Raw genomic sequence first — 20,876 nt, 5'->3', positions numbered from 1 at the left:
AAGCGCCTTGCCGCCAGTCTGGGCGCGAAATATAGCATGGGCTTTTTCGAGCCCGTTCTATGACCGACAAGTTCTGTAATAAAAACGCCATTGCGCTGGGGATTGGATTCGAGTCGGGCTATTTTGGTGCACCTCAATAAATAGAGTAGCCATGGATGAAATACCAACCCTTCAGCCGTACCCTGATTGCCACTGCGCTGGTGCTGACGGTCAGCGGTGTGCAAGCCGCGTCACAGGCCCCGGTGGCCGGTGAAAATGGCATGGTGGTGACCGCCCAGCATTTGGCCACTCATGTCGGCGTGGAGGTGCTCAAGGCCGGCGGCAACGCGGTGGATGCGGCGGTTGCCGTGGGCTATGCGCTGGCCGTGGTGTACCCGGCAGCGGGCAACCTCGGCGGCGGCGGCTTTATGACCGTGCAACTGGCAGATGGGCGCAAGACCTTCCTCGACTTCCGTGAAAAAGCCCCGTTGGCAGCCACCGCCGACATGTACCTGGACAAAGACGGCAAGGTCATCGACGGCCTCAGCGCCAAGGGCCACTTGGCCGTCGGCGTACCCGGCACCGTGTCCGGCATGGAAACCGCGCTGAACAAATACGGCACCCTCAAGCGCGCCCAGGTGATTGCCCCGGCGATCAAACTGGCCGAAAACGGCTTTGAACTGGAGCAGGGCGATATCGACCTGCTGCACACCGCCACCGGCGAGTTTGAAAAAGACAAGGACCTGCGCGGGATCTTCCTGCACAACGGCCAGCCGATGCAGGTCGGCCAGAAGCTGGTGCAGAAAGACCTGGCCAAGACCCTCAAGGAAATCTCCGCCAAGGGCACCGACGGCTTCTATAAAGGCTGGGTCGCCAAGGCGCTGGTGGACTCCAGCCAGGCCGGCAAGGGCATCATCACCCAGGCCGACCTCGACAAGTACAAGACCCGCGAGCTGGCGCCCATCGAGTGCGACTACCGTGGCTACCACGTGGTCTCGGCGCCACCGCCAAGCTCCGGCGGCGTGGTGATCTGCCAGATCATGAACATCCTCGAAGGCTACCCGATGGCCGACCTGGGTTATCACTCGGCCCAGGGCCTGCACTACCAGATCGAAGCCATGCGTCACGCCTACGTGGACCGCAACAGCTACCTGGGCGACCCGGATTTCGTCAAGAACCCCATCGCGCACCTGTTGGACAAGGACTACGCCGCCAAGCTGCGCGCCGCCATCGAACCGCAGAAAGCCGGGGATTCCCAGGCGATCAAGCCAGGTGTGTCGCCCCATGAAGGCAACAACACCACCCACTATTCCATCGTCGACAAGTGGGGCAACGCGGTGTCCGTGACCTACACGCTCAACGACTGGTTCGGTGCCGGCGTGATGGCGAGCAAAACCGGGGTGATCCTCAACGATGAAATGGACGACTTCACCGTCAAGGTCGGCGTGCCGAACATGTACGGGCTGGTGCAGGGCGAAGCCAACGCTATCGCACCGGGCAAGGCGCCGTTGTCATCAATGAGCCCGACCATCGTCACCAAGGATGGCAAGGCAGTGATGGTGGTCGGTACACCGGGCGGCAGCCGGATTATCACCGCGACGTTGCTGACCATCCTTAATGTCATCGACTACAAAATGAACATCCAGGAAGCCGTGGACGCGCCGCGTTTCCACCAGCAGTGGATGCCTGAGACCACCAACCTGGAAACCTTCGCGGTGAGCCCGGACACCCAGAAGATTCTGGAAAGCTGGGGCCATAAGTTTGCCGGTCCCCAGGATGCCAACCACTTGGCGGCGATCCTGGTGGGCGCGCCTTCGCTGGGCGGCAAGCCGGTGGGCAACAACCGTTTCTACGGGGCGAACGACCCGCGTCGTAACACCGGTTTGTCCTTGGGCTACTGAGGCGTTAGACATTGCCCTTGACGCGGCTGGGCAAGCAGTTGCTCGACCGCCTCAAGGGCTGTGGCGCGGCGTGCTTCCCAGTCGCCACGTATCACCAGGGCGGGTTGTTGGTGCTGTTCGATCCAGTCCAGGCTGCCTTGGAAAAACACCCGGCGATCGGCCAGTTCAGGCTGGCAGCGCTGGCCGTCGGCGCTCCATTCCACGTCCTCGGGGGACAGCAGCAGGTGCAGGTCGTAATGGCGGGCCAGCAGCTCGTCATCCAGCCACGCCGGGTAGTCACCGAACAGGGTCTGGCTCCAGAGCTTGTTGGTCAGCAGGTTCGTGTCGAGGATCAGCAGGTGAGGCTGCGCGGCGCGGGCGGCGTCTTCCCAGGCCAGTTGGCCACGGGCGATGGCCGGGATGTCCGCCAGGGTGGTGTCGCGCTGGTGATGGTCGATGAAATAGCGCACGTATTCACCCACCATCAGCCCACCGAAGCGGGCGTGCAGTTGCGTGGCCAGCCAGCTTTTGCCGCTGGATTCGGGGCCGGCCAGTACCACCACTTTCATGCGTGCAACGCCGGGTCGGCGCGCCATTCACGCCAGCCCTGCACGGCGATCACGGTGAACAGTGCATACAGCGCGGCGGTGAGGTACAGGCCTTTGTAGAGAAACAGGCCGACAAAGATCACGTCCACGGCGATCCACAGCGCCCAGCATTGCACGCGTTTTTGCGCCATCCACATTTGCGCCACCAGGCTGAAACCGGTGAGGGCGGCATCCAGCCAGGGTTGCGCGGCATCGGTCCAGTGGGCCATGGCGGCGCCGAGCAGCGCGCTGAACACGGCGCCGACGGCGAGGCTGACCATGATCGCGGGCCAGCCCAGGCTTGTGACCTGGCGGCCCTGCTTGACCTCACCTGCGCGGGTCCATTGCCACCAGCCATAGAGTTGCAGGCCGGCGTAGACCACTTGCAGGAGCATGTCGGAGTAGAGTTTTACGTCGAAGAACACCCAGGTGTAGAGCAGCACCATCACCAGGCCGATGGGCCAGCACCAAGGGTTTTGTTTGACCGTCAGCCAGACAGCGATCACCCCCAGGGCGGCGGCGAACAGTTCAAGCCCGGACATGGTGGTTCCTTGGGAGAGTGGGTGAGGGCGGTGATTGTAACCAAGATGGTGGGTCGTAGGAATGCTCGTTCCCACGCTCTGCGTGGGAATGCATCCCCTGACGCTCCGCGTCAGGCCTGGACGCAGAGCGTCCGTGGCGGCGTTGCCACGCGGAGCGTGGGAACGATCATGAGTACTAGATCTTGAACTGGCGCAACAACCCCTCAAGCTGCTCACTCAACCCGCGCAAATGCGCACTCGCCACGCTGGATTGCTCTGCCGCCAGGGCCGTGCTGTGGGACAAGCCTGCCGCCTGGGTGACGTTCTGGTTGATGTCCTCCACCACATGCGCCTGTTGCAAGGTCGCGCTGGCAATCGAGGCATTCAGCCCGTTGAGGTTGCGCAATGCCTGGCCGATGGCGGTGAGGCTCGCCCCTGCCTGTCCCGCTTGCTCAATGGTTAGTTGCGAGGCGCTGTGGCTGTCGCTGATCACTTTAACCGCCGCTTCCGAATGACCTTGCAGGCGCTCGATCATCACCTGGATTTCGGCCGTGGATTTTTGCGTGCGCTGGGCCAGCAGCCGCACTTCATCGGCGACCACGGCAAACCCACGACCCTGCTCACCGGCACGCGCCGCCTCGATGGCGGCGTTGAGCGCGAGCAAGTTGGTCTGGTCGGCAATTGAACGGATCACTTCCAGCACGCCACCAATCTGGGTGCTTTCACTGGAGAGCGTGCGGATCACCTCCACGGCCTGGCTGATGGTGCTGGAGAGCTGGTCGATCTGTTGCAGGCTGCCGTCGATATTCACCTGGCCCTGCTGCGCCTGGGCCTGGGCGTCGCGCATTTCGCTGGCGGCATGCTCGGCGTTTTTTGCCACGTCCTGCACGCCATAGGTCACTTCATTGATCGCCGTGGCCACCAGCTCCATCTGCTGGGACTGTTGCTGGCTGCGGTCGTGGGCCTGGCTGGCATTGGTGCCCAGCTCCGTGGACGACTGGCCCAGCGCGTTGGCACACGCCTGCAATTGGCCGACCACCTGGCGCAGCTTGGCGGTGAAGCTATTGAAGTGCAGCGACAGTTGAGTGACCTCGTCGCGCCCGTGGGTGTCGAGGGTGCGGGTCAGGTCGCTTTCGCCGCTGGCAATATTGCCCATGGCGTTCACTGCCGCCTGCAATGGGTGCACGATGCTGCGCGCGATCAGGATCACCAGCAGCGCCATCACCAGCGCAATGCCCAGGCCGATCAGCGAGGCTTTCCAAACCTGGCCGTTGAATTCAGCCTGCACATCATCCACATACACGCCGGAACCGATAATCCAGCCCCACGGCTCGAACAGTTGGATGTACGAGGTTTTCTCCACCGGCGCGTCGGCGCCCGGTTTGGGCCAGCGATAGTTGACGATCCCCGCGCCCTTGGCCTTGGCCAGGAGCACAAATTCATTGAACACCGCAAAACCGTCCGGGTCGCGGATGGCCGAGAGGTTCTGGCCGTCGAGCTTGGGGTTGGCCGCGTGCATGATCATCACGGGCGTCAGGTCGTTGATCCAGAAGTAATCATCGTGGTCGTAGCGCAGGCCGCGGACTGCGCTGAGGGCTTGCTGTTGCGCGGCCTCGCGGGTCAGTACGCCGGTTTTTTCAAGGTTTTGATAGTAAGCCAGCACGCCGCTGGCGGTTTGCACCACGTGCTGGGTCTGCTGGCGTTTTGCCTGGTAGAGGTCGCCATGGATCTGCTTGAGCATCAGCAACCCGAGGGTCAGCAGCATCAACACGGCGACTATCAGGATCAGCCAAAGACGGCGGCTGATCGACATGCTGCGCAAACTGTTCATCGTCCTGTCACTCCGTGCTTTTTATAATTGTGTGCTGCATCGACAATTCCATCTTGTCTGATAGGCTTTCGGCCTGTAACCGAAAAACCTGAGTACTCCCTGATTTTTCACGAAATTTTTGCGCTCGGCTGGTGAAAATCCGCAGCGCATCACGATTGCACGTGGTCAGTGAACATTAAAAAGACAGACAAGGCGTGCCGCAGCGCATGACCTTTGGGGGATACATGGATTTTTGGACCGCCATACAGGCATTGATTCTTGGCGTGGTGGAGGGGCTGACCGAGTTCCTGCCGATCTCCAGCACCGGGCACCAGATCATCGTCGCCGACCTGATCGGCTTCGGCGGCGAACGCTTTGAAGCGTTCAACATCATTATCCAACTGGGCGCGATCCTCGCGGTGGTCTGGGCGTTTCGGCGCAAGATCCTCGACGTGGTGATGGGCTTGCCGACCCAGCCCAAGGCCCAGCGCTTTACCGTCAACCTGATCATTGCGGTGCTGCCGGCGGTGGTGCTGGGGGTGATTTTTGCCGACCTGATCAAGCATTACCTGTTTAACCCGATCACGGTGGCCACCGCGTTGGTAGTGGGCGGGGTGATCATGCTGTGGGCCGAGCGTCGCCAACATGCGGTGCACGCTGAAACGGTGGATGAGATCACCTGGAAAGACGCGCTCAAGGTCGGCGTGGCCCAGTGCCTGGCCATGATTCCGGGCACTTCGCGCTCGGGCGCGACCATTATCGGCGGCCTGTTGTTCGGCCTGTCGCGTAAAACCGCCACCGAGTTCTCGTTCTTCCTGGCCATGCCGACCATGGTCGGCGCGGCGGTGTATTCGGGCTACAAATACCGTCACCTGTTCCAGCCCGATGACTTGCCGGTGTTTGCCATCGGCTTTGTCACCTCGTTCATCTTCGCGATGATTGCGGTCAAGGCGTTGCTCAAGTTCATCGCCAGCCACAGTTACGCGGCGTTTGCCTGGTATCGGATCGCGTTCGGCCTGGTGATCCTGGCCACCTGGCAATTCGGCTGGATCGACTGGACGGCGGTCAAGCCATGAGCATTCAATACCCGCGCCTGAAGGCGCTGATTTTTGTGTTGCTGTGCGCCGCGCCACTGATCGGCTCGGCGCTGCTGTGGTATCGCGGCGAAACGCTGATTCCGCTGGCCGCCTATGGCGTGGTCAGCGTGGTGGCGTTTTTCCTGTACTGGGGCGACAAACGCAAGGCCCAAACCGAAGGCCCGCGCGTGCGCGAAAATATCCTGCATGCCGTGGAACTGGCCGGTGGTTGGCCCGGGGCGTTGATTGCCCAACAGGTGTTTCGCCACAAGACGCGCAAGGTGCCGTATCAGGTGCTGTTCTGGGTGATTGTGGTGCTGCACGAGGTGTTCTGGCTCGACCAGTTGTTCCTCGGCGGCACGCTGCTGTCAGTCCTCTAGCAACAAGCCAACCTGCGTGCGCTTGGGCAGTTTGCTCACCACCAATTGGTGCGAGCGCTGCAACAGGCCACGCAGTTCCTCGGCGCCGAGCGGGTAGGGCGTGTTCATGATCACCCACTGCGCCCGCGCCAGGTAGGGCGCCGGGTGAATGCCGGGGCGGTCCACGTGGCCGAGGAACAGTTCCTTGTCGACCTTGAACGCCAGCGAGTCTGCGCGCAGGTTCTGCACGGCGAACATCTTGTTGCCGGCAATCGAGAACACGCGCACGCCGCCCCATTTGTAGTCTTCACGTGCGCCGGGCAGGCCCAGGCAGAACGCCGCGACTTGTGCTTCGCTCATCTTCATAGCAAACGGTCTCCGCAACCCTTGAAGGCTTCTTCCAGATAGTCGATCCAGGCCCGAATCGCCGGTAAAACACCACGGCGATGCGGGTAGACCGCCTGCAGCCAGCCGCCCGGCGAGGACCATTGGGGCAGCAACTGCACCAATTGGCCGCTGGCCAATTCTTCTTCGCAATACATCATCGGCAGCAGGGTAAAGCCCAGGCCCTGCAAGGCGCAGGCTTTGCGCACGATAAAGTCATCGATGCCCAGGCGCGCTTCCATGGATAAGTTTTCGGTATTGCCCTGCGGGTCGATCAACCGCAAGTGCACCAGGCGGTCAGCCTCAAGCGCAGCGAGTACCGGCAATTGCTTGAGATCGTCCGGGGTCTTGATTTGCTTGCCTTGCAGGAACTGTGGGCTGGCCACCAACACGGTCTGGGCCTGGCGCAGGCGCTTGGTCACCAGCAACGGGTCTTCATCGCCCAGTTCGCGCACGCGCAGGGCCACGTCGATGCCTTCAGCCACCAGGTCGACGCGTCGGTTGACCAACATCATCTCAAGCTGCACCAGTGGGTGAGCGGCGAGAAAGCCGGCAACCATCCCCGGCAACATGTGTTGGGCCATGCCCACCGGGCAACTCACCCGCAGGCGCCCGCGCGGTTCGCTGGACATGCTGGCCACGGCCTCGTCGGCCATTTCCGCCTCCAGCAGCATCGCCTGGCAATGGCGCAGGTAGCGCTCGCCGACGGCGGTGAGGGTCAATTGCCGCGTGGTGCGCTGCAACAGGCGCGCGCCGAGGCGTTCTTCCAGTTCGGCAATGCGTCGTGACAGCCGTGACTTGGGAATCCCCAGCAGCCGGCCGGCCGCCGCAAAGCCGCTGGCTTCGACGACTTTGGCGAAATAGTAGAGGTCGTTGAGGTCTTGCATGGTCAACCTATTGTCCTGTCAGTGGGACGAACTATCCGCGCCTGGCCTGCACAAATCCAGCCTGAAAAACAACCAGCACCTTGCAGGCACTGGCTTTTGGAGGGCAGAGGGCTTAGAACTGCGCCCCCGCCATCAACACATACTTCACATGCACGTACTCCTCGATCCCGTAATAGCTGCCTTCACGCCCATAGCCGGACTGCTTGATGCCACCAAACGGAACCGACGCCGTGCCCACTGAACCCGAGTTGAGGATCACCATGCCAGCCTCCAACTGACGTGACAGGCGCAACGACCGGCCGAGTGCGCTGGTGTAGGCGTAGGCCACCAGGCCGAACTCGGTCTGGTTGGCGCGGGCGATGACCTCTTCTTCATCCTTGAACGAATAGAGGGCGAACACCGGGCCGAAGATCTCTTCGGTGGCCAGTGGTGAATCGTCCTGCAAGCCGGTCAAAACGGTCGGTTCATAGAACAGCCCACCCTTGGCGTGGGGTTTGCCGCCCATCAGCACCTTGGCGCCCGCCGCCCTGGCCTCGTCGACCAGGCGCACGACTTTGTCGAAACCCCGTTGATTGACCAGCGGCCCGACCACAAAGCCTTCGCGCAGGCCCTGGTCTACTTCGATGTTGGCGACCGCAGCCTTCACGCGTTCCATAAAAGCTTCGAAAATGCTGTGCTGCACAAAGATCCGGTTCGGCGAGATGCACACCTGGCCCGAGTTGCGCAGTTTGGCGCTGACCAACCCTTGTACCGCCGCATCCAGGTTGGCGTCCGCAAATACAATAAACGGCGCATTGCCGCCCAGTTCCAGGGTCATCTTCTTGATGGTTGCCGCGCATTGCGATGCGAGCAATTTGCCCACGCCGGTGGAGCCGGTAAACGAGATCTTGCGGATGCGTGGGTCACCGGTAAGGATCAGGCCGATTTCCTGCGGGTCACCGACCACCACTTCGAGCACGCCGGCTTCGATACCGGCCCTGCGTGCGTAGTCCAGCAGCTTGAGGGCGGTGAGCGGCGTGTCTTCAGCGGGTTTGATCACCATGGTGCAGCCGGCGGCCAGGGCTGTGGCGACTTTGCGGGTGATCATCATGAACGGGAAGTTCCACGGCGTGATGGCTGCGACCGGGCCGATGGCTTCCTTGGTCACCACTACATTGGCATTGCGGTCGTGGGTGGGGATGGTGTCGCCGTAGACGCGTTTGGCCTCTTCGGCGTACCACTCGATAAAGCCCAGGCCGTAGTCGATTTCACCTCGGGCTTCGCTCAGGCACTTGCCGTTTTCACGGCAGAGCAGTTCGGCGAAGGCTTCCTTGTCGGCCTTAACGCTGTCGTGCCAGCGGCGCAGGATGTCGCTGCGCTCTTTGGCGAGTTTGCCGGACCAATCGGGAAAGGCTGCGCAGGTGCGGTCAACGGCAGCCTTGACCTGGGCTGAGGTGTGTTTGGCCACACGGCCGATTTCTTCACCGGTGGCGGGGTTGTAGACGATAAGCATGGGCAAACTCCGAAGGCTGAAAGTACAGGTTCAGGCTACGGAACACGGCGGCTTGAGCGAATATCCATTCCAATGTGCTGATTGCCTATTCCTATGAGTGCATAGCCATGGCGGTATTTGCGCAGTACCGTGCTGTTTTCGCCAGGAACCACGTGCCATGGGCCGCACCCAACGAATCATCGCGCTGATGGGCCGCTTGGCGCCTGTCGAAGGCTATAACCTGAGCGCTCTGGAGGACGTGCGCTTTCTTCGCTCAAATCAGCCGCTGCACCGCGTGCCGGTGTTGTATGACCCAGGCATTGTGATTGTCTGCCAGGGGCGCAAGCGCGGTTATCTGGGCGAAGAGGTTTACCTGTACGACGCCCAGCATTACCTGGTGGTGTCGGTGCCGGTGCCGTTCACCATGGAAACCGAGGCCAGCGAAGCAGAGCCGATGCTGGCGGTGTACGTGCGCCTGGATTTCACCCTTGCCGCCGAATTGATGTTGGCTTTGGATGGGTTTCCCGAGTTGCGCGAAGCCAAGCCGCGCGGCATGTATTCCTCGCCCATGGACGACAAACTCAGTGAGTCGCTGCTGCGGTTTCTCGAAGCCATGAGTGCGCCGATGGAGGCACAGGTCCTCGGCCCCGCGCTGATGCGCGAGCTCTACTACCGCATCCTCACGGGCGAGCAGGGCGGGTCGATGCGTGCCGCGCTTAACCGCCAGGGCCAGTTCGGCAAGGTGGCGCGGGCGATTCGCAAGATTCATGGGTTTTACCACCAGCACCTGGACGTGGAAGTGCTGGCGCGGGAGGCGATGATGAGCGTGCCGAGTTTTCATGCGCACTTTCGCACCGTCACCGACACCTCGCCGATGCAATACCTCAAGTCCACGCGCCTGCACCAGGCGCGCTTGTTGATGCTGCGCAACGACATCAGCGCCGCCACGGCGAGCGCTCAGGTGGGCTATGAAAGCGCTTCGCAGTTCAGCCGAGAGTTCAAGCGCTTGTTCGGGCGCACGCCCCAGCAAGAGATTCAGTGGATGAAGCGCACTTACGCGCTGCCGGCGCCCTCGTCGGCGTCTATTTATGTGTCGTCGCATTGAGAATTTAGATCGATTGTCCTGCTGGCGGGACAAACAATCACATTTGTGCCGTCTAATCGACTATTGGGTTCATGTGTAGGATTAACCTCATTCGATCGCCCAGCCGCGATCCTCACTTGGAGAACCCGCATGAAACTGTTGCATATCGATTCCAGCATCCTCGGCGACAACTCGGCTTCCCGTCAGCTCAGCGCTGGTGTGGTCAAGGCCTGGCAAGCGGCTCAGCCGGGTGTGGAAGTGACCTATCGTGACCTGGCTGGCGAAGGCATCAGCCACTTTTCCGGCCTGACCCTGGGCGCCCTGGGCACCGCTGCCGAATTGCGCGACGCCGTCCAAAAACACGAGGCTGAACTGAGCGCCACGTCCCTGGCTGAATTCATCGCCGCTGACGCTGTAGTGATCGGTGCGCCGATGTACAACTTTTCGGTGCCGTCCCAGCTCAAGGCCTGGATCGACCGTATTGCGGTCGCCGGTCAAACCTTCCGTTACACCGAAGCCGGCCCTGAAGGCCTGTGCGGCGGCAAGAAGCTGATCATTGTTTCCACCGCTGGCGGTCTGCACGCGGGCCAGGCAAGCAATGTGGGCCACGAGGACTACTTGAAACTGGTATTTGGCTTCCTGGGCATCACGGATATCGAATTTGTCCGCGCCCAGGGCCTGGCCTACGGTGAAGAAGTTCGCAGCAAAGCCTTGAGCGATGCCAACGTCGTAATCAACGAACAACTGTTCGCCGCCGCGTAAGGCTTGTGTAAAGTTCGCCTCTGTTCGGTTCCAATCTGAACCGGGGCGCCTAAACTCTGTATTCTGATCGCCTGAACGCGACCGGAGTACGGAGTTTTTTCGTTTGCCCGCTGTCATTACTTTGGCCCAGGTTATGCACACATGGGTTTATCACCCGCAGCGAGTGCCTTGGCCCATGGACTTTTCAAACCGACATGCCGCGGGTGTTGAACGTGGTCGCGCAGCAAAGGTGGACATCCCCATGATGCGTCTTTGTGCTGTTTTGGTTCTTTCCCTGTTCGGCGGCCTGATTTCAGTGCACGCCGCCCCGGCGCCGCACCCGCATTGGAGTGTGGGCTTTCATCGCATGAGTTTTCTCGACCCGCTGGATCAGCAGCCGATGAACGCCATCGCGTTCTACCCGTCCACCGACGATGAACATTCCACGCAGTTGGGCCCTTACCACGTGGCCGCCACCCAGGATTCCAAAGTCGCTATCGGGCGTTTCCCGATGCTGATGCTGTCCCATGGCAACACCGGTACACCGCTGGCGCTGCACGACCTGGCCACTTCACTGGCACGCAAGGGTTTTGTAGTGGTGGCCGTTTTGCATCCTGGTGACAACTACAAGGATCACAGCCGCCTGGGCACGGTGAGCAACCTGTACGGGCGGCCGATCCAGATTTCCGCAGCGATTACCGCCACGCTCGGGGATACGATGCTGTCGCCGTTCGTCAATATCGACCAGGTGGGGGTTATCGGGTACTCAGCCGGCGGTGAAACCGCGCTGATCCTGGCCGGGGCCAAGCCGGATTTCGACCGCCTGCGCCGTTATTGCCAGGAACGCCCGGAAGACCGCGATGCCTGCACCACCAAAGGAGAGCTGGTGGTCGACCGTGAAGACCTGCAGCCGCAAGCCGACCCACGTATTCATGCCTTGATGCTGATGGCGCCGCTGAGCCTGATGTTCGGCCGCCACACCCTGGCCGATGTGCACGTGCCGGTGCTGCTCTACAGCGGCGACGGCGACAAGCTGGTGGCCGTGGACAAGAACGCCGCCGCCCTGGCGCGTAAACTGCCGCAACCGCCGGATTTCAAACTATTGGCCGGGGCCGGGCACTTTGTGTTCATGGCACCGTGTGACAGCGACCAACTGCTGGCCATGCCGGCGATTTGCACGGATGCCGACGGTGTCGACCGCGAAGGCATTCACCGCGACCTGATCTCGGAAGCGGGGCGCTTTTTCGTGCACACTTTGGGTCAGTCGACCCGCGCCGGTTTGCAGACTGCTGATCAGTAAGCGCGGCGCTTGAGCTGCACGGTCAGGCACAGCGCCGTGACCGACAGCAGCGCAGCGCAGAAGAAAATCCAGCCATAGCCGAGGTTCAGCGCCACGGCGCCCATCAATGGCCCGGCAATCGCCAGGGCCAGGTCAAAAAACACCGCATACGCACTCAGCCCCGCGCCACGGCTGCTGTTGGGCACCTGCTTGATGGCTTCCACGCCCAGCGCCGGGTACACCAGCGACAAGCCGAAGCCGGTGAGCCCGGCGCCGATCAGCGCCACACCGGTGGACGGCGCCAGCCACAACAGGGTCAGGCCGACGGTTTCGATGGTCATGCAGGCAATCGCCGCGCTGAACCCGCCGAAGCGGCTGATGGCCGAGATAAACACCAGGCGCGACAAGATAAAACACACGCCGAACACCGTCAGGCAGTACGCCGCACCGGCCCAGCCACGGTTGAGGTAATACAGGGTGATAAAGGTGGTCAGCGTGCCGTAGCCGATCGACGCCAGGCACAGGCTGGCGCCAAACGGCGCAATGCGCCCGAACACCGCCCAGAACGGCAAGCGTTCGCCACGCACTACCGGTACTGAGGGTTTATTGCGGATCAACACCAGGCCCAAAGCGGCCAGCACCGACAGCGCGATACCGAGACTGTTGTAGCCATAATCGGCCACCATCACCACGCCCAGCGGCGCGCCTATGGCAATGGCGCCGTAGGACGCGATACCGTTCCAGGAGATCGAGCGCCCCGTGTGTTCGGCACCGACCGCGCCCATGCACCAACTGATGGTGCCAACGCCGATCAGGCCTTGGGCCACGCCGAGCAGCAGCCTGCCGACGATCAACACCCCAAGGCTCACGGCGGGCATGCTTTCAAGCAAGGTGGCAAAAAACGTCAGCACGCCGCTGACCAGGATGCCCGCCAAGCCCAGCACAATCGCGCGTTTGGTGCCCACATTGTCCGACATCCTCCCCGCCATCGGCCGGCTGAGCAGGGTGGCCAGGTATTGCGCGCCGATGGTGACCCCGGCGACTACGGCGCTGAAGCCCAGTTGTTCATGCACATAGCCGGGTATCACCGCGATCGGCAGGCCGATGCAGATAAAGGCAATAAAGGTGTAGAAAACAATGGAGACGATCTGCAGGGTGATCGACAGGGAACTGGGGGCGACGGCAGGCATGGTCACTCATTCGCGGGCGGGCGGTGAGGGCATGATGGCAAGGGCGTGGGGGAAAAGGAAGCTGGCTAACGGGTTTTGCTGAATGGGCCGCATGAGGCGAGGGCTTCATTGTGGCGAGCAGGCTTGCCCTGCGTTGGGCTGCGCAGCAGCCCCAATAAAAAACACCGCGTTCTGCCAGGCAAAACGCGGTGTTTGGTTTTAGGGCCGCTTCGCAGCCCAGCGCAGGGCAAGCCTGCTCGCCACGGGAAGCGGGTCTGCAACAGTAAGCCGGCCTGCCACAGCGGGTGCTTAGAACACCACGCCCTGGCTGCGCAGGTAGTCGTCATAGGTGCCGCTGAAGTCGATCACGCCGGTGGCGCTCAACTCGATAATGCGGGTGGCCAGGGACGATACGAACTCACGGTCGTGGCTGACGAAGATCAGCGTGCCCGGGTAGTTTTCCAGCGCCAGGTTCAGCGCTTCGATGGATTCCATGTCCAGGTGGTTGGTCGGTTCGTCCATGATCAGCACGTTCGGCTTTTGCAGGATCAGCTTGCCGAACAGCATGCGGCCTTGCTCACCACCGGAAATCACCTTCACCGACTTCTGGATCTCGTCGTTGGAGAACAGCATGCGGCCCAGGGTGCCACGGATCATCTGCTCGCCTTGGGTCCACTGGCCCATCCAGTCGAACAGGGTCACGTCGTCTTCGAAGTCATGGGCGTGGTCCTGGGCGTAGTAGCCCAGCTCTGCGGCGTCGGTCCACTTGATGCTGCCGGCGTCCGGGGTCAGTTCGTTGACCAGAGTGCGCAGTAGGGTGGTCTTGCCGATACCGTTCGGGCCAATGATCGCCACGCGCTCGCCGGCTTCAACCTGGAAGCTGAAGTCCTTGAACAACGGCTTGCCGTCGAAACCCTTGGCCATTTTTTCGACCATCACCGCCTGGCGGTGCAGCTTCTTGTTCTGCTCGAAACGGATGAACGGGCTCACACGGCTCGAAGGCTTGACCTCGGCCAGCTGGATCTTGTCGATCGCCTTGGCACGGGACGTGGCTTGCTTGGCTTTCGAGGCGTTGGCCGAGAAGCGGCTGACGAAGGACTGCAGTTCGGAGATCTGCGCCTTCTTCTTGGCGTTGTCCGACAGCAGTTGCTCGCGGGACTGGGTCGCCACGGTCATGTACTCGTCGTAGTTGCCCGGGAACAGGCGCAGCTCGCCGTAGTCCAGGTCAGCCATGTGGGTGCACACGCTGTTCAGGAAGTGACGGTCGTGAGAGATGATGATCATCAGGCTGGAGCGCTGGGTCAGGATGTTTTCCAGCCAGCGGATGGTGTTGATGTCCAAGTGGTTGGTCGGTTCGTCGAGCAATAGCACTTCAGGGTCGGAGAACAGCGCCTGGGCCAGCAATACCCGCAGTTTCCAGCCTGGGGAGACTTCGCTCATCGGGCCAAAGTGCTGCTCCAGCGGAATACCCAGGCCCAGCAGCAGTTCACCGGCGCGGGATTCGGCGGTGTAGCCGTCCATTTCGGCAAATTCGGTTTCCAGCTCGGCAACGGCCATGCCGTCTTCTTCGCTCATTTCCGGCAGCGAGTAGATGCGGTCACGCTCAGCCTTGACCCGCCACAGCTCTTCGTGGCCCATGATCACGGTGTCGAGTACGGTGAATTCTTCGTAGGCGAACTGGTCCTGGCGCAGTTTACCCAGGCGCACGTTCGGCTCCAGCATGACCTGGCCGCCGGACGGCTCGAGGTCGCCGCCGAGGATTTTCATGAAGGTCGACTTGCCGCAACCGTTGGCACCGATCAAACCATAACGGTTGCCGGCGCCGAATTTGACCGAGACGTTCTCGAAGAGCGGCTTGGCGCCGAACTGCATGGTGATGTTAGCTGTGGAGATCAATTACTTTACCTATCAATGAGTTGCGAGCGTGGCGGCAGGAGCCTTCAGGCATGCGTCAACAGCGACATCAAGGCGCGAAACCCGGTCGCTGAGCAGAATATTTTGGCTGTGTGTTGGAATTTGGCGCGCATTGTCGCATATGTCAGGCGACAGTTGTATGGCAGGCGAACGATGGTTTTTCCAAGGTCTCCGGCATCGCCAGCCATAACAGCGCCAAGGCTGCCGCAGCCACGCCGGCCAGGGTCAGGAATGCCGCGTTGTAGCCGGCTTGTTGTACGACGAAACCGGCCAGGCTGCTACTCAACGCCGCACCCAGGCCAAACACCGTGGACAACGCGCCGAGGCTCACATTAAAACGCCCGGTGCCCTGGGTCAGGTCCTTGACGATCACCGGGAACAGCGCGCCAAAGATCCCCGCGCCGATGCCGTCGAGCATCTGCACCGCCACCAGCCAGTACGGATCACTGGACAAGGTGTAGAGCACGCCGCGCAGCGGCAGAATCAGGAAACCTGCGAGCAGCAACGGTTTGCGCCCCCACAGATCGGCCTTGAGCCCCACCAGCCAGGCCATCGGCACCATCACCAGCTGCGCGGCGACGATGCACGCCGAAGTCAGCGGCGTGGCCATCTGCAGGTTGATCTGCGCAAGCTTCTGGCTGACCAGTGGCAGCATCGCTGCATTGGCCAGGTGGAAGAGGGCGCAGCAGATGGCGAATATCAGCAGCGGCCGGTTGGCCAGCAGCACTTTCACGCCGGACGGTTGTTCGTGATCGCTGTGGTGGGCCGGGTCAAAGCCTCTGGCGACTTCATGGTCAATCGCCTTGGCCGATACGCAGCTCACGGCCACGATACTGGCCAGCGCCATAAAGGCCATCAGGTAAAACACCACCACCGGGCCATACAGGTACGCCAGGCCGCCGGCCAGCAGCGCGGCCACGGCATTGCCGGCGTGGTTGAAGGTTTCATTGCGCCCCGTACGCCGGGTGAAGGCGCGTGGTCCGGTAATCCCGAGGGAAATGGCGGATATGGCCGGGGCAAACACCGAGGCGGCCACGGCGCTGGCGGCCTGGGTCAGGGCCACCCAACTGAAGGTGCTGACAAACGGCAGCAGCAGGCAACTGGCGGTCACCAGGATCGCAGCCACGGCGATCACGGCGCGCTTGCTGCGTGTGCGGTCGATCAGCGCACCCGCCGGGCCTTGGGTGACCAGTGCGGCGATGCCCGCCAGGGTCATGACCACGCCGATGCTGGCCGGGTCCCATTGGTGCACGGCCAGCAGGTAAATCGCCAGGTATGGCCCTAGGCCGTCGCGCACATCCGCCAGGAAAAAGTTGAGGCTGTCCAGGGACAAGGTATTACGCAGGTCAGAGTGATTGGCCACGGCGCTGTCTTCGCAAAGGGTGTTCAGGGGCTGGACACTCGTTGGGTTAGTGACGCATGGGCCTGAACAGAAGTTTCGCGGCTGCTGAGGGTTTTATCTTGCAGGTATTTGGATTATTTTCCGTAGCCCGCTGAAATGACTCTCTGGAGACGCAATGGACATGCCCTCAGCTCAACAGGCTATCGCCAGTAACAAGGCCGCCTGGGACGCTTCTGCCGCGCTGCACAAAGACACCGCGACCTGGAATACACTGCTGCAATCGGTCGCTGAACCGACCTTTTCGCGCCTCGATCCGACCATTACCGCGCTGTTGCAAACGGTCGGCGTGGCCGGCAAGGCGGTGGTGCAAATCGGCTGTAATAACGGGCGTGAAAGCCTGTCGCTGTTTGGCCTTGGCGCGCGTGAGGTGGTGGGCGTCGATCAATCGGCAGCTTTTCTGGCGCAAGCGCGGGAACTGGCTGAATGTTCACCGCATAACCCGCAGTTCATCGAAGCCGATATTCATCACCTGCCTGAGCACCTGCTTGGCCGGTTTGATATCGCCTTGGTGACCATTGGCGTACTGGGCTGGATGCCGGATGTGGCGCTGTTCATGCAGCACGTGGCCAGTACCCTCAAGCCCGGCGGCACCCTGGTGATCTATGAGACTCACCCTTTCCTGGAAGTCTTCGACCCTCAGGCCAGCAATCCGCTATTGCCCGCCAGTTCGTACTTTCAACGCGATCCGTTCGTGCTGCAATCGTCGATTGTGTATGAAGGACTGACACAGATTCCTGGGCCGACGTCCTATTGGTACGTGCATACCCTGGGCAGCGTGGTCAGCGGGGCGATTGCGGCGCACCTGCAGATCGAGCATCTGCAGGAGTACCCGCACTCCAACCGGGAAGAGCTGTATGACCAGTACGAACACCAGCCGGCTCAATTGCCATTGTGTTTTACCCTGACGGCCATCAAACGCTCGGTTTAAAGCGGTTTTGGCGCACAAAAAAAGGCCCGCGACAGTAGCGGCGGGCCAAGTGAATCACTGGAGTAGGTGGCCTCACGCTAAAGGCCTGAAGGTGAAGGCTGTGTGAAAACCCTGTCGGCGTTTCGGATGCCAGCGGTTTTACCGGCGACGCACAAAGGTGCGCATGGTTTGCCCTGGCCCGGTGCTGAAGACGGTCGGGCGGGGCATGCCTTCATCCGCCGCGATAAACACAAAATCGTCGCCTTCGAGGCGATAGCTGGCGGGTAAGGCTTTGTCGGCGTCATCGCCCATGGAGTCCACCCAGGTAATGCGTTTGGGCGTGGTGCTGCTGTCCAGTGTGAACCGGCCAGCCAGCAATATGTCGCCATTCACGGTTTGGACTTCGAACTGATCGCCACGAATAGTGGTAATGGCACCCGGCGCGCTGTGTGCGTCGGGCGGGTTGTGTACGCCGCTGTCTTCCAGGCAGATCTGCTCCCAGGCGCCCTGGAGCGCGGTGAAGTCGGGGTCTGGTTGAGGTGTCATGCAAGTTCCTTTTGCGGGAGGTTGATCGGCGCGATTGTAACTGAAAGGGGCCTGGAACCTGGTTGGACGGCGAGTTTTTTCTGCGTTGGCAGCGCCACCGCCTGCACTGTAAGTAGCCCCACTCCGGGCTTGCGTCCAGACAGGTGGTTGCGCGTCCTACACGCTGCGTAGACAGCTTTTCACAATTCTTAGTTAACCTTTGGTTACAAACTGTGGCTAAATAAAGGCCAATGGCCTGGTTCCGGAAGAGACTTGTCCGGCCAGCCGCCAATGTGTAATTGTGATTTCAGGTGCTGCTTATTAATCCTCGGCCGTTGTGTGCACGCAGGAGCAGCCTGTTCTCTTCTGACTTGTGACGAATCCCTTGAAACTCATCATTGTTGTTCTCTACGTTGCCTCCATTGCGTATGTTCACCTGCGTGGCAGAGTGCGACACAAGTTGGGTCGCCAGCTTAGCGATCACTCGACGTTCCTGGCGCCGATCAACTGCTTCCTCTACTTGTTTTCCAAGCAGCCAAGCCGTCCGTTTCTGTCGCCCAGCGACTTTCCGGACCTGAGCCCGCTGCAGGAGCACTGGGAGGAAATCCGCCAGGAAGGCCAGAACCTGATGCGTGCGGGTGAGATCAAGCGCTCGGACCAATACAATGACGTGGGTTTCAACTCGTTCTTCAAGTCGGGCTGGAAGCGCTTTTATCTTAAATGGTACGGCGACAGTCATCCGTCGGCGATGAAGTTGTGCCCGCGCACCACTGAACTGGTGCAAGGTATTGGCTCGATCAAGGCGGCGATGTTTGCCGAGTTGCCGCCGGGTTCCAAGCTGGTGCGTCACCGTGATCCTTATGCAGGCTCCTATCGTTACCACTTGGGGCTGGATACGCCGAACGATCCGGGTTGCTATATCAATGTGGATGGCGAGAGTTACTACTGGCGTGACGGTGAGCCGGTGATGTTTGACGAGACTTACATTCATTACGCTGAGAACACGACGCAGCAGAACCGCATCATCTTGTTCTGTGACATTGAGCGCCCGATGAAGTACCGCTGGGCGGCGGCGTTTAACCGGTGGTTCAGTCGTAATGTGATGGCGGCGGCGGGTTCGCCTAATGATGAGGGTGACAAGACGGGCGGGTTGAACCGTGCGTTTACGCGGTTGTACAAGATCCGTTTGCGTGGCAAGGAGCTGAAAAAGCGTAATCGGGCGCGGTATTACCTGGAGAAGTGGGCGATTTTTGCTGGGTTGGCGGTGATTTTTATTTTGATCTGACTTGCCTGGTTTGTGTTTTATTGCGGTTTTTTTGGTGTACAGATCCGTTGCTGCGGTAACGGCTACCTATGGTTCCGCTCTTCTTACAGCGGGTCACTTTTGGCAAACGCCCGGAATGCCGTCCTTGCAAAAGTGACCCGCTGTAAGAGCCATGCCTTTCAAGGTCTGCGTTTAAGAACTCATTTAAAGCAGTGTTTAAGTCTGTTTATCCGACTTGGCAGCCTTGAGCACCCGAGCTGTTGAGACATGGACCCGTGCAGCCTTACCTTCCAGCCACTCCTTAGGTTTTGCGACCTTAGGACCGCGAGGACTTTTTGCGACGGCCTTGGGTTTGATCAACCTCGCCAGGGCCAACAACCGCTCTGCCAGCCCTTGCGAGGTCTTTTCAAGAGGGAAATTTTCCGTAGGCAATGCGATCTGCATTCCCTGATAATCACTGCGAACATGCACCGCCAAGTGGAAAATCGAAACTTCCCAACCCTGTGGCTGTGTATCTCGGTGCGCCTGCTCAACGCTACGCTTTAGAACCGACAAAACGTTGTAAGCCAGAACCGCCGAGGCGAAGCCCAGTAGCGCGGCTTTCGGGCTACCAAGGCTTGTAATTTCACTGTCCAGTACCGACTCAAGGCGCTGAAACATCCCCTCAATACTCCAGCGACGACGGTATAAATCGGCTATCTGCTGGGCACTAATGGTGTCAGGCAAATTGCTCCAGAACCACATCAGTGATTCACCTGAGTCATTTGCCGTTTGCAGGCTTAACTCAACGCGCCGCCAGCGGCGGCCACCTTTCACTTCGATGATTTGTTCGCGAACGGTGCCGCTATCGACGATTCCTGACTCTTGCCAGTCGCTTTCCTGGATCAAGCGTGGATGCTTGCTGGGTTGGCGAACAATGAACGAAGCCCCTGTGTCCTCGCAGGCTTGTAGGACGGGCAGCGTGCAGTAAAGTCGATCAGCCATCCACAGCTGGCCCGCGCAAGCGCGGGCCAGCAACGGAAGAACACTGACCCGTTCGCTGGCGTAGGCATCTTCCCAGGGCTGGAGATCAACGACTAAATCCAGATCAGGATCGTAGGCCACCACTGAAAACCCTGGGCGCGCTGCGCCGCGCTCAGTGCGCAAAGGGCCGAGGCGTTTTTGTGTGGCTGGCAGGTGATTGCCATCGACAATACGTAACTGCCAGCCGGGGAGAATCGATGAATGGCCGAGTGTTTTGACAGTGGGTTCCAAACGCTCCGCGCTGCCTGAAATCAGGGCCCGAAGCAGCTCGGGTTCGGTTCGATTGATCTTGTCATAGAGCGCTGTAAGGCTGACCGAAAGCCCCTCAGCCTTGCGCGCCGCTGCGTGCAAGGATGGCCTCAAGCCCAATGAAACCAGGGACATCAACTCAACAACAGATGAAAACAGAAGCTCACGGGAGTACTGCCGTTGACGGTGATCATCGAACACCTTATCAACCCATTCGGCAGGTACGGCCTGCTCCAATACCAGCTTGGTCATGACACTGGCTGGTGCTTGTTTTTCGAACCGCTCTAGAACCTTTTCCCACATCGTTTCGTCATCCTGACTGAAGTTTTGGGGGATTTTAAACCAAGACCTTGAAAGGCATGGCT

At 60.5% G+C, this 20,876-nt stretch carries 19 protein-coding genes; 8 read left to right on the top strand and 11 right to left on the bottom strand.

Annotated elements, in window-relative coordinates; translation table 11 throughout:
* The first annotated feature begins 155 nt into the window (after positions 1-155).
* A complete protein-coding gene (ggt, locus tag BFP92_RS03070) occupies positions 156-1,880 on the top strand; it encodes a gamma-glutamyltransferase (protein ID WP_065911690.1) in 1,725 nt (574 codons plus the stop codon).
* Here ggt and BFP92_RS03065 read toward each other — a convergent pair.
* From BFP92_RS03065 to BFP92_RS03055, 3 genes are all read right to left on the bottom strand, one after another.
* Entirely contained in the window at positions 1,874-2,428 is a 555-nt protein-coding gene (locus BFP92_RS03065) for an AAA family ATPase (protein ID WP_065911688.1), read from the bottom strand. The two genes, ggt and BFP92_RS03065, sit on opposite strands and share 7 nt — an antisense overlap.
* Positions 2,425-2,988, bottom strand: coding sequence for a nicotinamide riboside transporter PnuC (gene pnuC, locus BFP92_RS03060; protein ID WP_056859884.1), 564 nt, complete (start codon positions 2,986-2,988; stop codon positions 2,425-2,427). Before pnuC ends, BFP92_RS03065 begins: the two co-directional genes overlap by 4 nt.
* A 175-nt stretch (positions 2,989-3,163) precedes the next feature.
* Positions 3,164-4,798: a methyl-accepting chemotaxis protein gene (locus tag BFP92_RS03055; RefSeq protein WP_065911686.1), complete on the bottom strand. Its 1,635-nt coding sequence runs from the start codon at positions 4,796-4,798 to the stop codon at positions 3,164-3,166.
* 224 nt (positions 4,799-5,022) lie between these two features.
* Here BFP92_RS03055 and BFP92_RS03050 point away from each other — a divergent pair, with 224 nt between their 5' ends.
* The gene (locus BFP92_RS03050; protein WP_058419678.1) at positions 5,023-5,853 is read left to right on the top strand and encodes an undecaprenyl-diphosphate phosphatase; all 831 of its coding nucleotides are present in this window, start codon (positions 5,023-5,025) and stop codon (positions 5,851-5,853) included.
* A complete protein-coding gene (locus BFP92_RS03045; protein WP_065911685.1) occupies positions 5,850-6,233 on the top strand; it encodes a DUF1294 domain-containing protein in 384 nt (127 codons plus the stop codon). Before BFP92_RS03050 ends, BFP92_RS03045 begins: the two co-directional genes overlap by 4 nt.
* Here the strand turns inward: BFP92_RS03045 and BFP92_RS03040 are convergent.
* From BFP92_RS03040 to BFP92_RS03030, 3 genes are all read right to left on the bottom strand, one after another.
* Positions 6,222-6,578: an MmcQ/YjbR family DNA-binding protein gene (locus BFP92_RS03040; RefSeq protein WP_065911681.1), complete on the bottom strand. Its 357-nt coding sequence runs from the start codon at positions 6,576-6,578 to the stop codon at positions 6,222-6,224. The genes BFP92_RS03045 and BFP92_RS03040 overlap by 12 nt on opposite strands.
* A complete protein-coding gene (locus BFP92_RS03035) occupies positions 6,575-7,483 on the bottom strand; it encodes a LysR substrate-binding domain-containing protein (protein ID WP_065911679.1) in 909 nt (302 codons plus the stop codon). The genes BFP92_RS03040 and BFP92_RS03035 overlap by 4 nt, the downstream gene beginning before the upstream one ends.
* A gap of 112 nt (positions 7,484-7,595) precedes the next feature.
* The gene (locus BFP92_RS03030) at positions 7,596-8,975 is read right to left on the bottom strand and encodes an NAD-dependent succinate-semialdehyde dehydrogenase (protein ID WP_065911677.1); all 1,380 of its coding nucleotides are present in this window, start codon (positions 8,973-8,975) and stop codon (positions 7,596-7,598) included.
* 157 nt (positions 8,976-9,132) lie between these two features.
* Between BFP92_RS03030 and BFP92_RS03025 the strand changes: the two genes are divergently transcribed.
* The 3 genes from BFP92_RS03025 to BFP92_RS03015 all read left to right on the top strand — a co-directional run bounded on the left by BFP92_RS03025 (position 9,133) and on the right by BFP92_RS03015 (position 12,079).
* Positions 9,133-10,059, top strand: a complete 927-nt coding sequence (locus tag BFP92_RS03025) for an AraC family transcriptional regulator (protein WP_065911676.1) — start codon at positions 9,133-9,135, stop codon at positions 10,057-10,059.
* Positions 10,060-10,188: 129 nt separating this feature from the next.
* On the top strand, positions 10,189-10,800 hold the full coding sequence (locus tag BFP92_RS03020; RefSeq protein ID WP_065911675.1) for an FMN-dependent NADH-azoreductase: 612 nt from the start codon (positions 10,189-10,191) through the stop codon (positions 10,798-10,800).
* A 241-nt stretch (positions 10,801-11,041) separates the two neighbouring features.
* Positions 11,042-12,079, top strand: coding sequence for an alpha/beta hydrolase family protein (locus tag BFP92_RS03015; protein WP_065911674.1), 1,038 nt, complete (start codon positions 11,042-11,044; stop codon positions 12,077-12,079).
* On the opposite strand, the gene BFP92_RS03010 is transcribed toward BFP92_RS03015, so the two are convergent.
* From BFP92_RS03010 to BFP92_RS03000, 3 genes are all read right to left on the bottom strand, one after another.
* The gene (locus BFP92_RS03010) at positions 12,073-13,248 is read right to left on the bottom strand and encodes an MFS transporter (protein ID WP_065911673.1); all 1,176 of its coding nucleotides are present in this window, start codon (positions 13,246-13,248) and stop codon (positions 12,073-12,075) included. The two genes, BFP92_RS03015 and BFP92_RS03010, sit on opposite strands and share 7 nt — an antisense overlap.
* A gap of 288 nt (positions 13,249-13,536) precedes the next feature.
* Positions 13,537-15,123: an ABC-F family ATPase gene (locus BFP92_RS03005; RefSeq protein ID WP_074854431.1), complete on the bottom strand. Its 1,587-nt coding sequence runs from the start codon at positions 15,121-15,123 to the stop codon at positions 13,537-13,539.
* 142 nt (positions 15,124-15,265) lie between these two features.
* The gene (locus tag BFP92_RS03000; protein ID WP_065911671.1) at positions 15,266-16,504 is read right to left on the bottom strand and encodes an MFS transporter; all 1,239 of its coding nucleotides are present in this window, start codon (positions 16,502-16,504) and stop codon (positions 15,266-15,268) included.
* A 154-nt stretch (positions 16,505-16,658) separates the two neighbouring features.
* On the opposite strand from BFP92_RS03000, the gene BFP92_RS02995 reads away from it, so the two are divergent.
* Complete coding sequence (locus BFP92_RS02995; protein WP_065911669.1) at positions 16,659-17,471, top strand: class I SAM-dependent methyltransferase; 813 nt, start codon at positions 16,659-16,661, stop codon at positions 17,469-17,471.
* Positions 17,472-17,609: 138 nt separating this feature from the next.
* On the opposite strand, the gene BFP92_RS02990 is transcribed toward BFP92_RS02995, so the two are convergent.
* Positions 17,610-17,996 carry a TIGR03067 domain-containing protein gene (locus BFP92_RS02990; RefSeq protein ID WP_065911668.1) on the bottom strand — a complete coding sequence of 129 codons (387 nt, stop codon included), beginning with the start codon at positions 17,994-17,996 and terminating at the stop codon, positions 17,610-17,612.
* A gap of 364 nt (positions 17,997-18,360) precedes the next feature.
* On the opposite strand from BFP92_RS02990, the gene lpxO reads away from it, so the two are divergent.
* A complete protein-coding gene (gene lpxO / locus BFP92_RS02985) occupies positions 18,361-19,260 on the top strand; it encodes a lipid A hydroxylase LpxO (RefSeq protein ID WP_065911666.1) in 900 nt (299 codons plus the stop codon).
* 195 nt (positions 19,261-19,455) lie between these two features.
* Here the strand turns inward: lpxO and BFP92_RS02980 are convergent, their stop codons facing one another.
* Complete coding sequence (locus BFP92_RS02980; RefSeq protein WP_083221687.1) at positions 19,456-20,763, bottom strand: IS4 family transposase; 1,308 nt, start codon at positions 20,761-20,763, stop codon at positions 19,456-19,458.
* Positions 20,764-20,876: the final 113 nt, after the last annotated feature.

Origin of the sequence: Pseudomonas sp. 58 R 3, from assembly GCF_900006605.1 — a bacterium.
GTDB lineage: Bacteria > Pseudomonadota > Gammaproteobacteria > Pseudomonadales > Pseudomonadaceae > Aquipseudomonas > Aquipseudomonas salomonii.
This window is presented reverse-complemented; position numbering and strand designations above follow the sequence as displayed.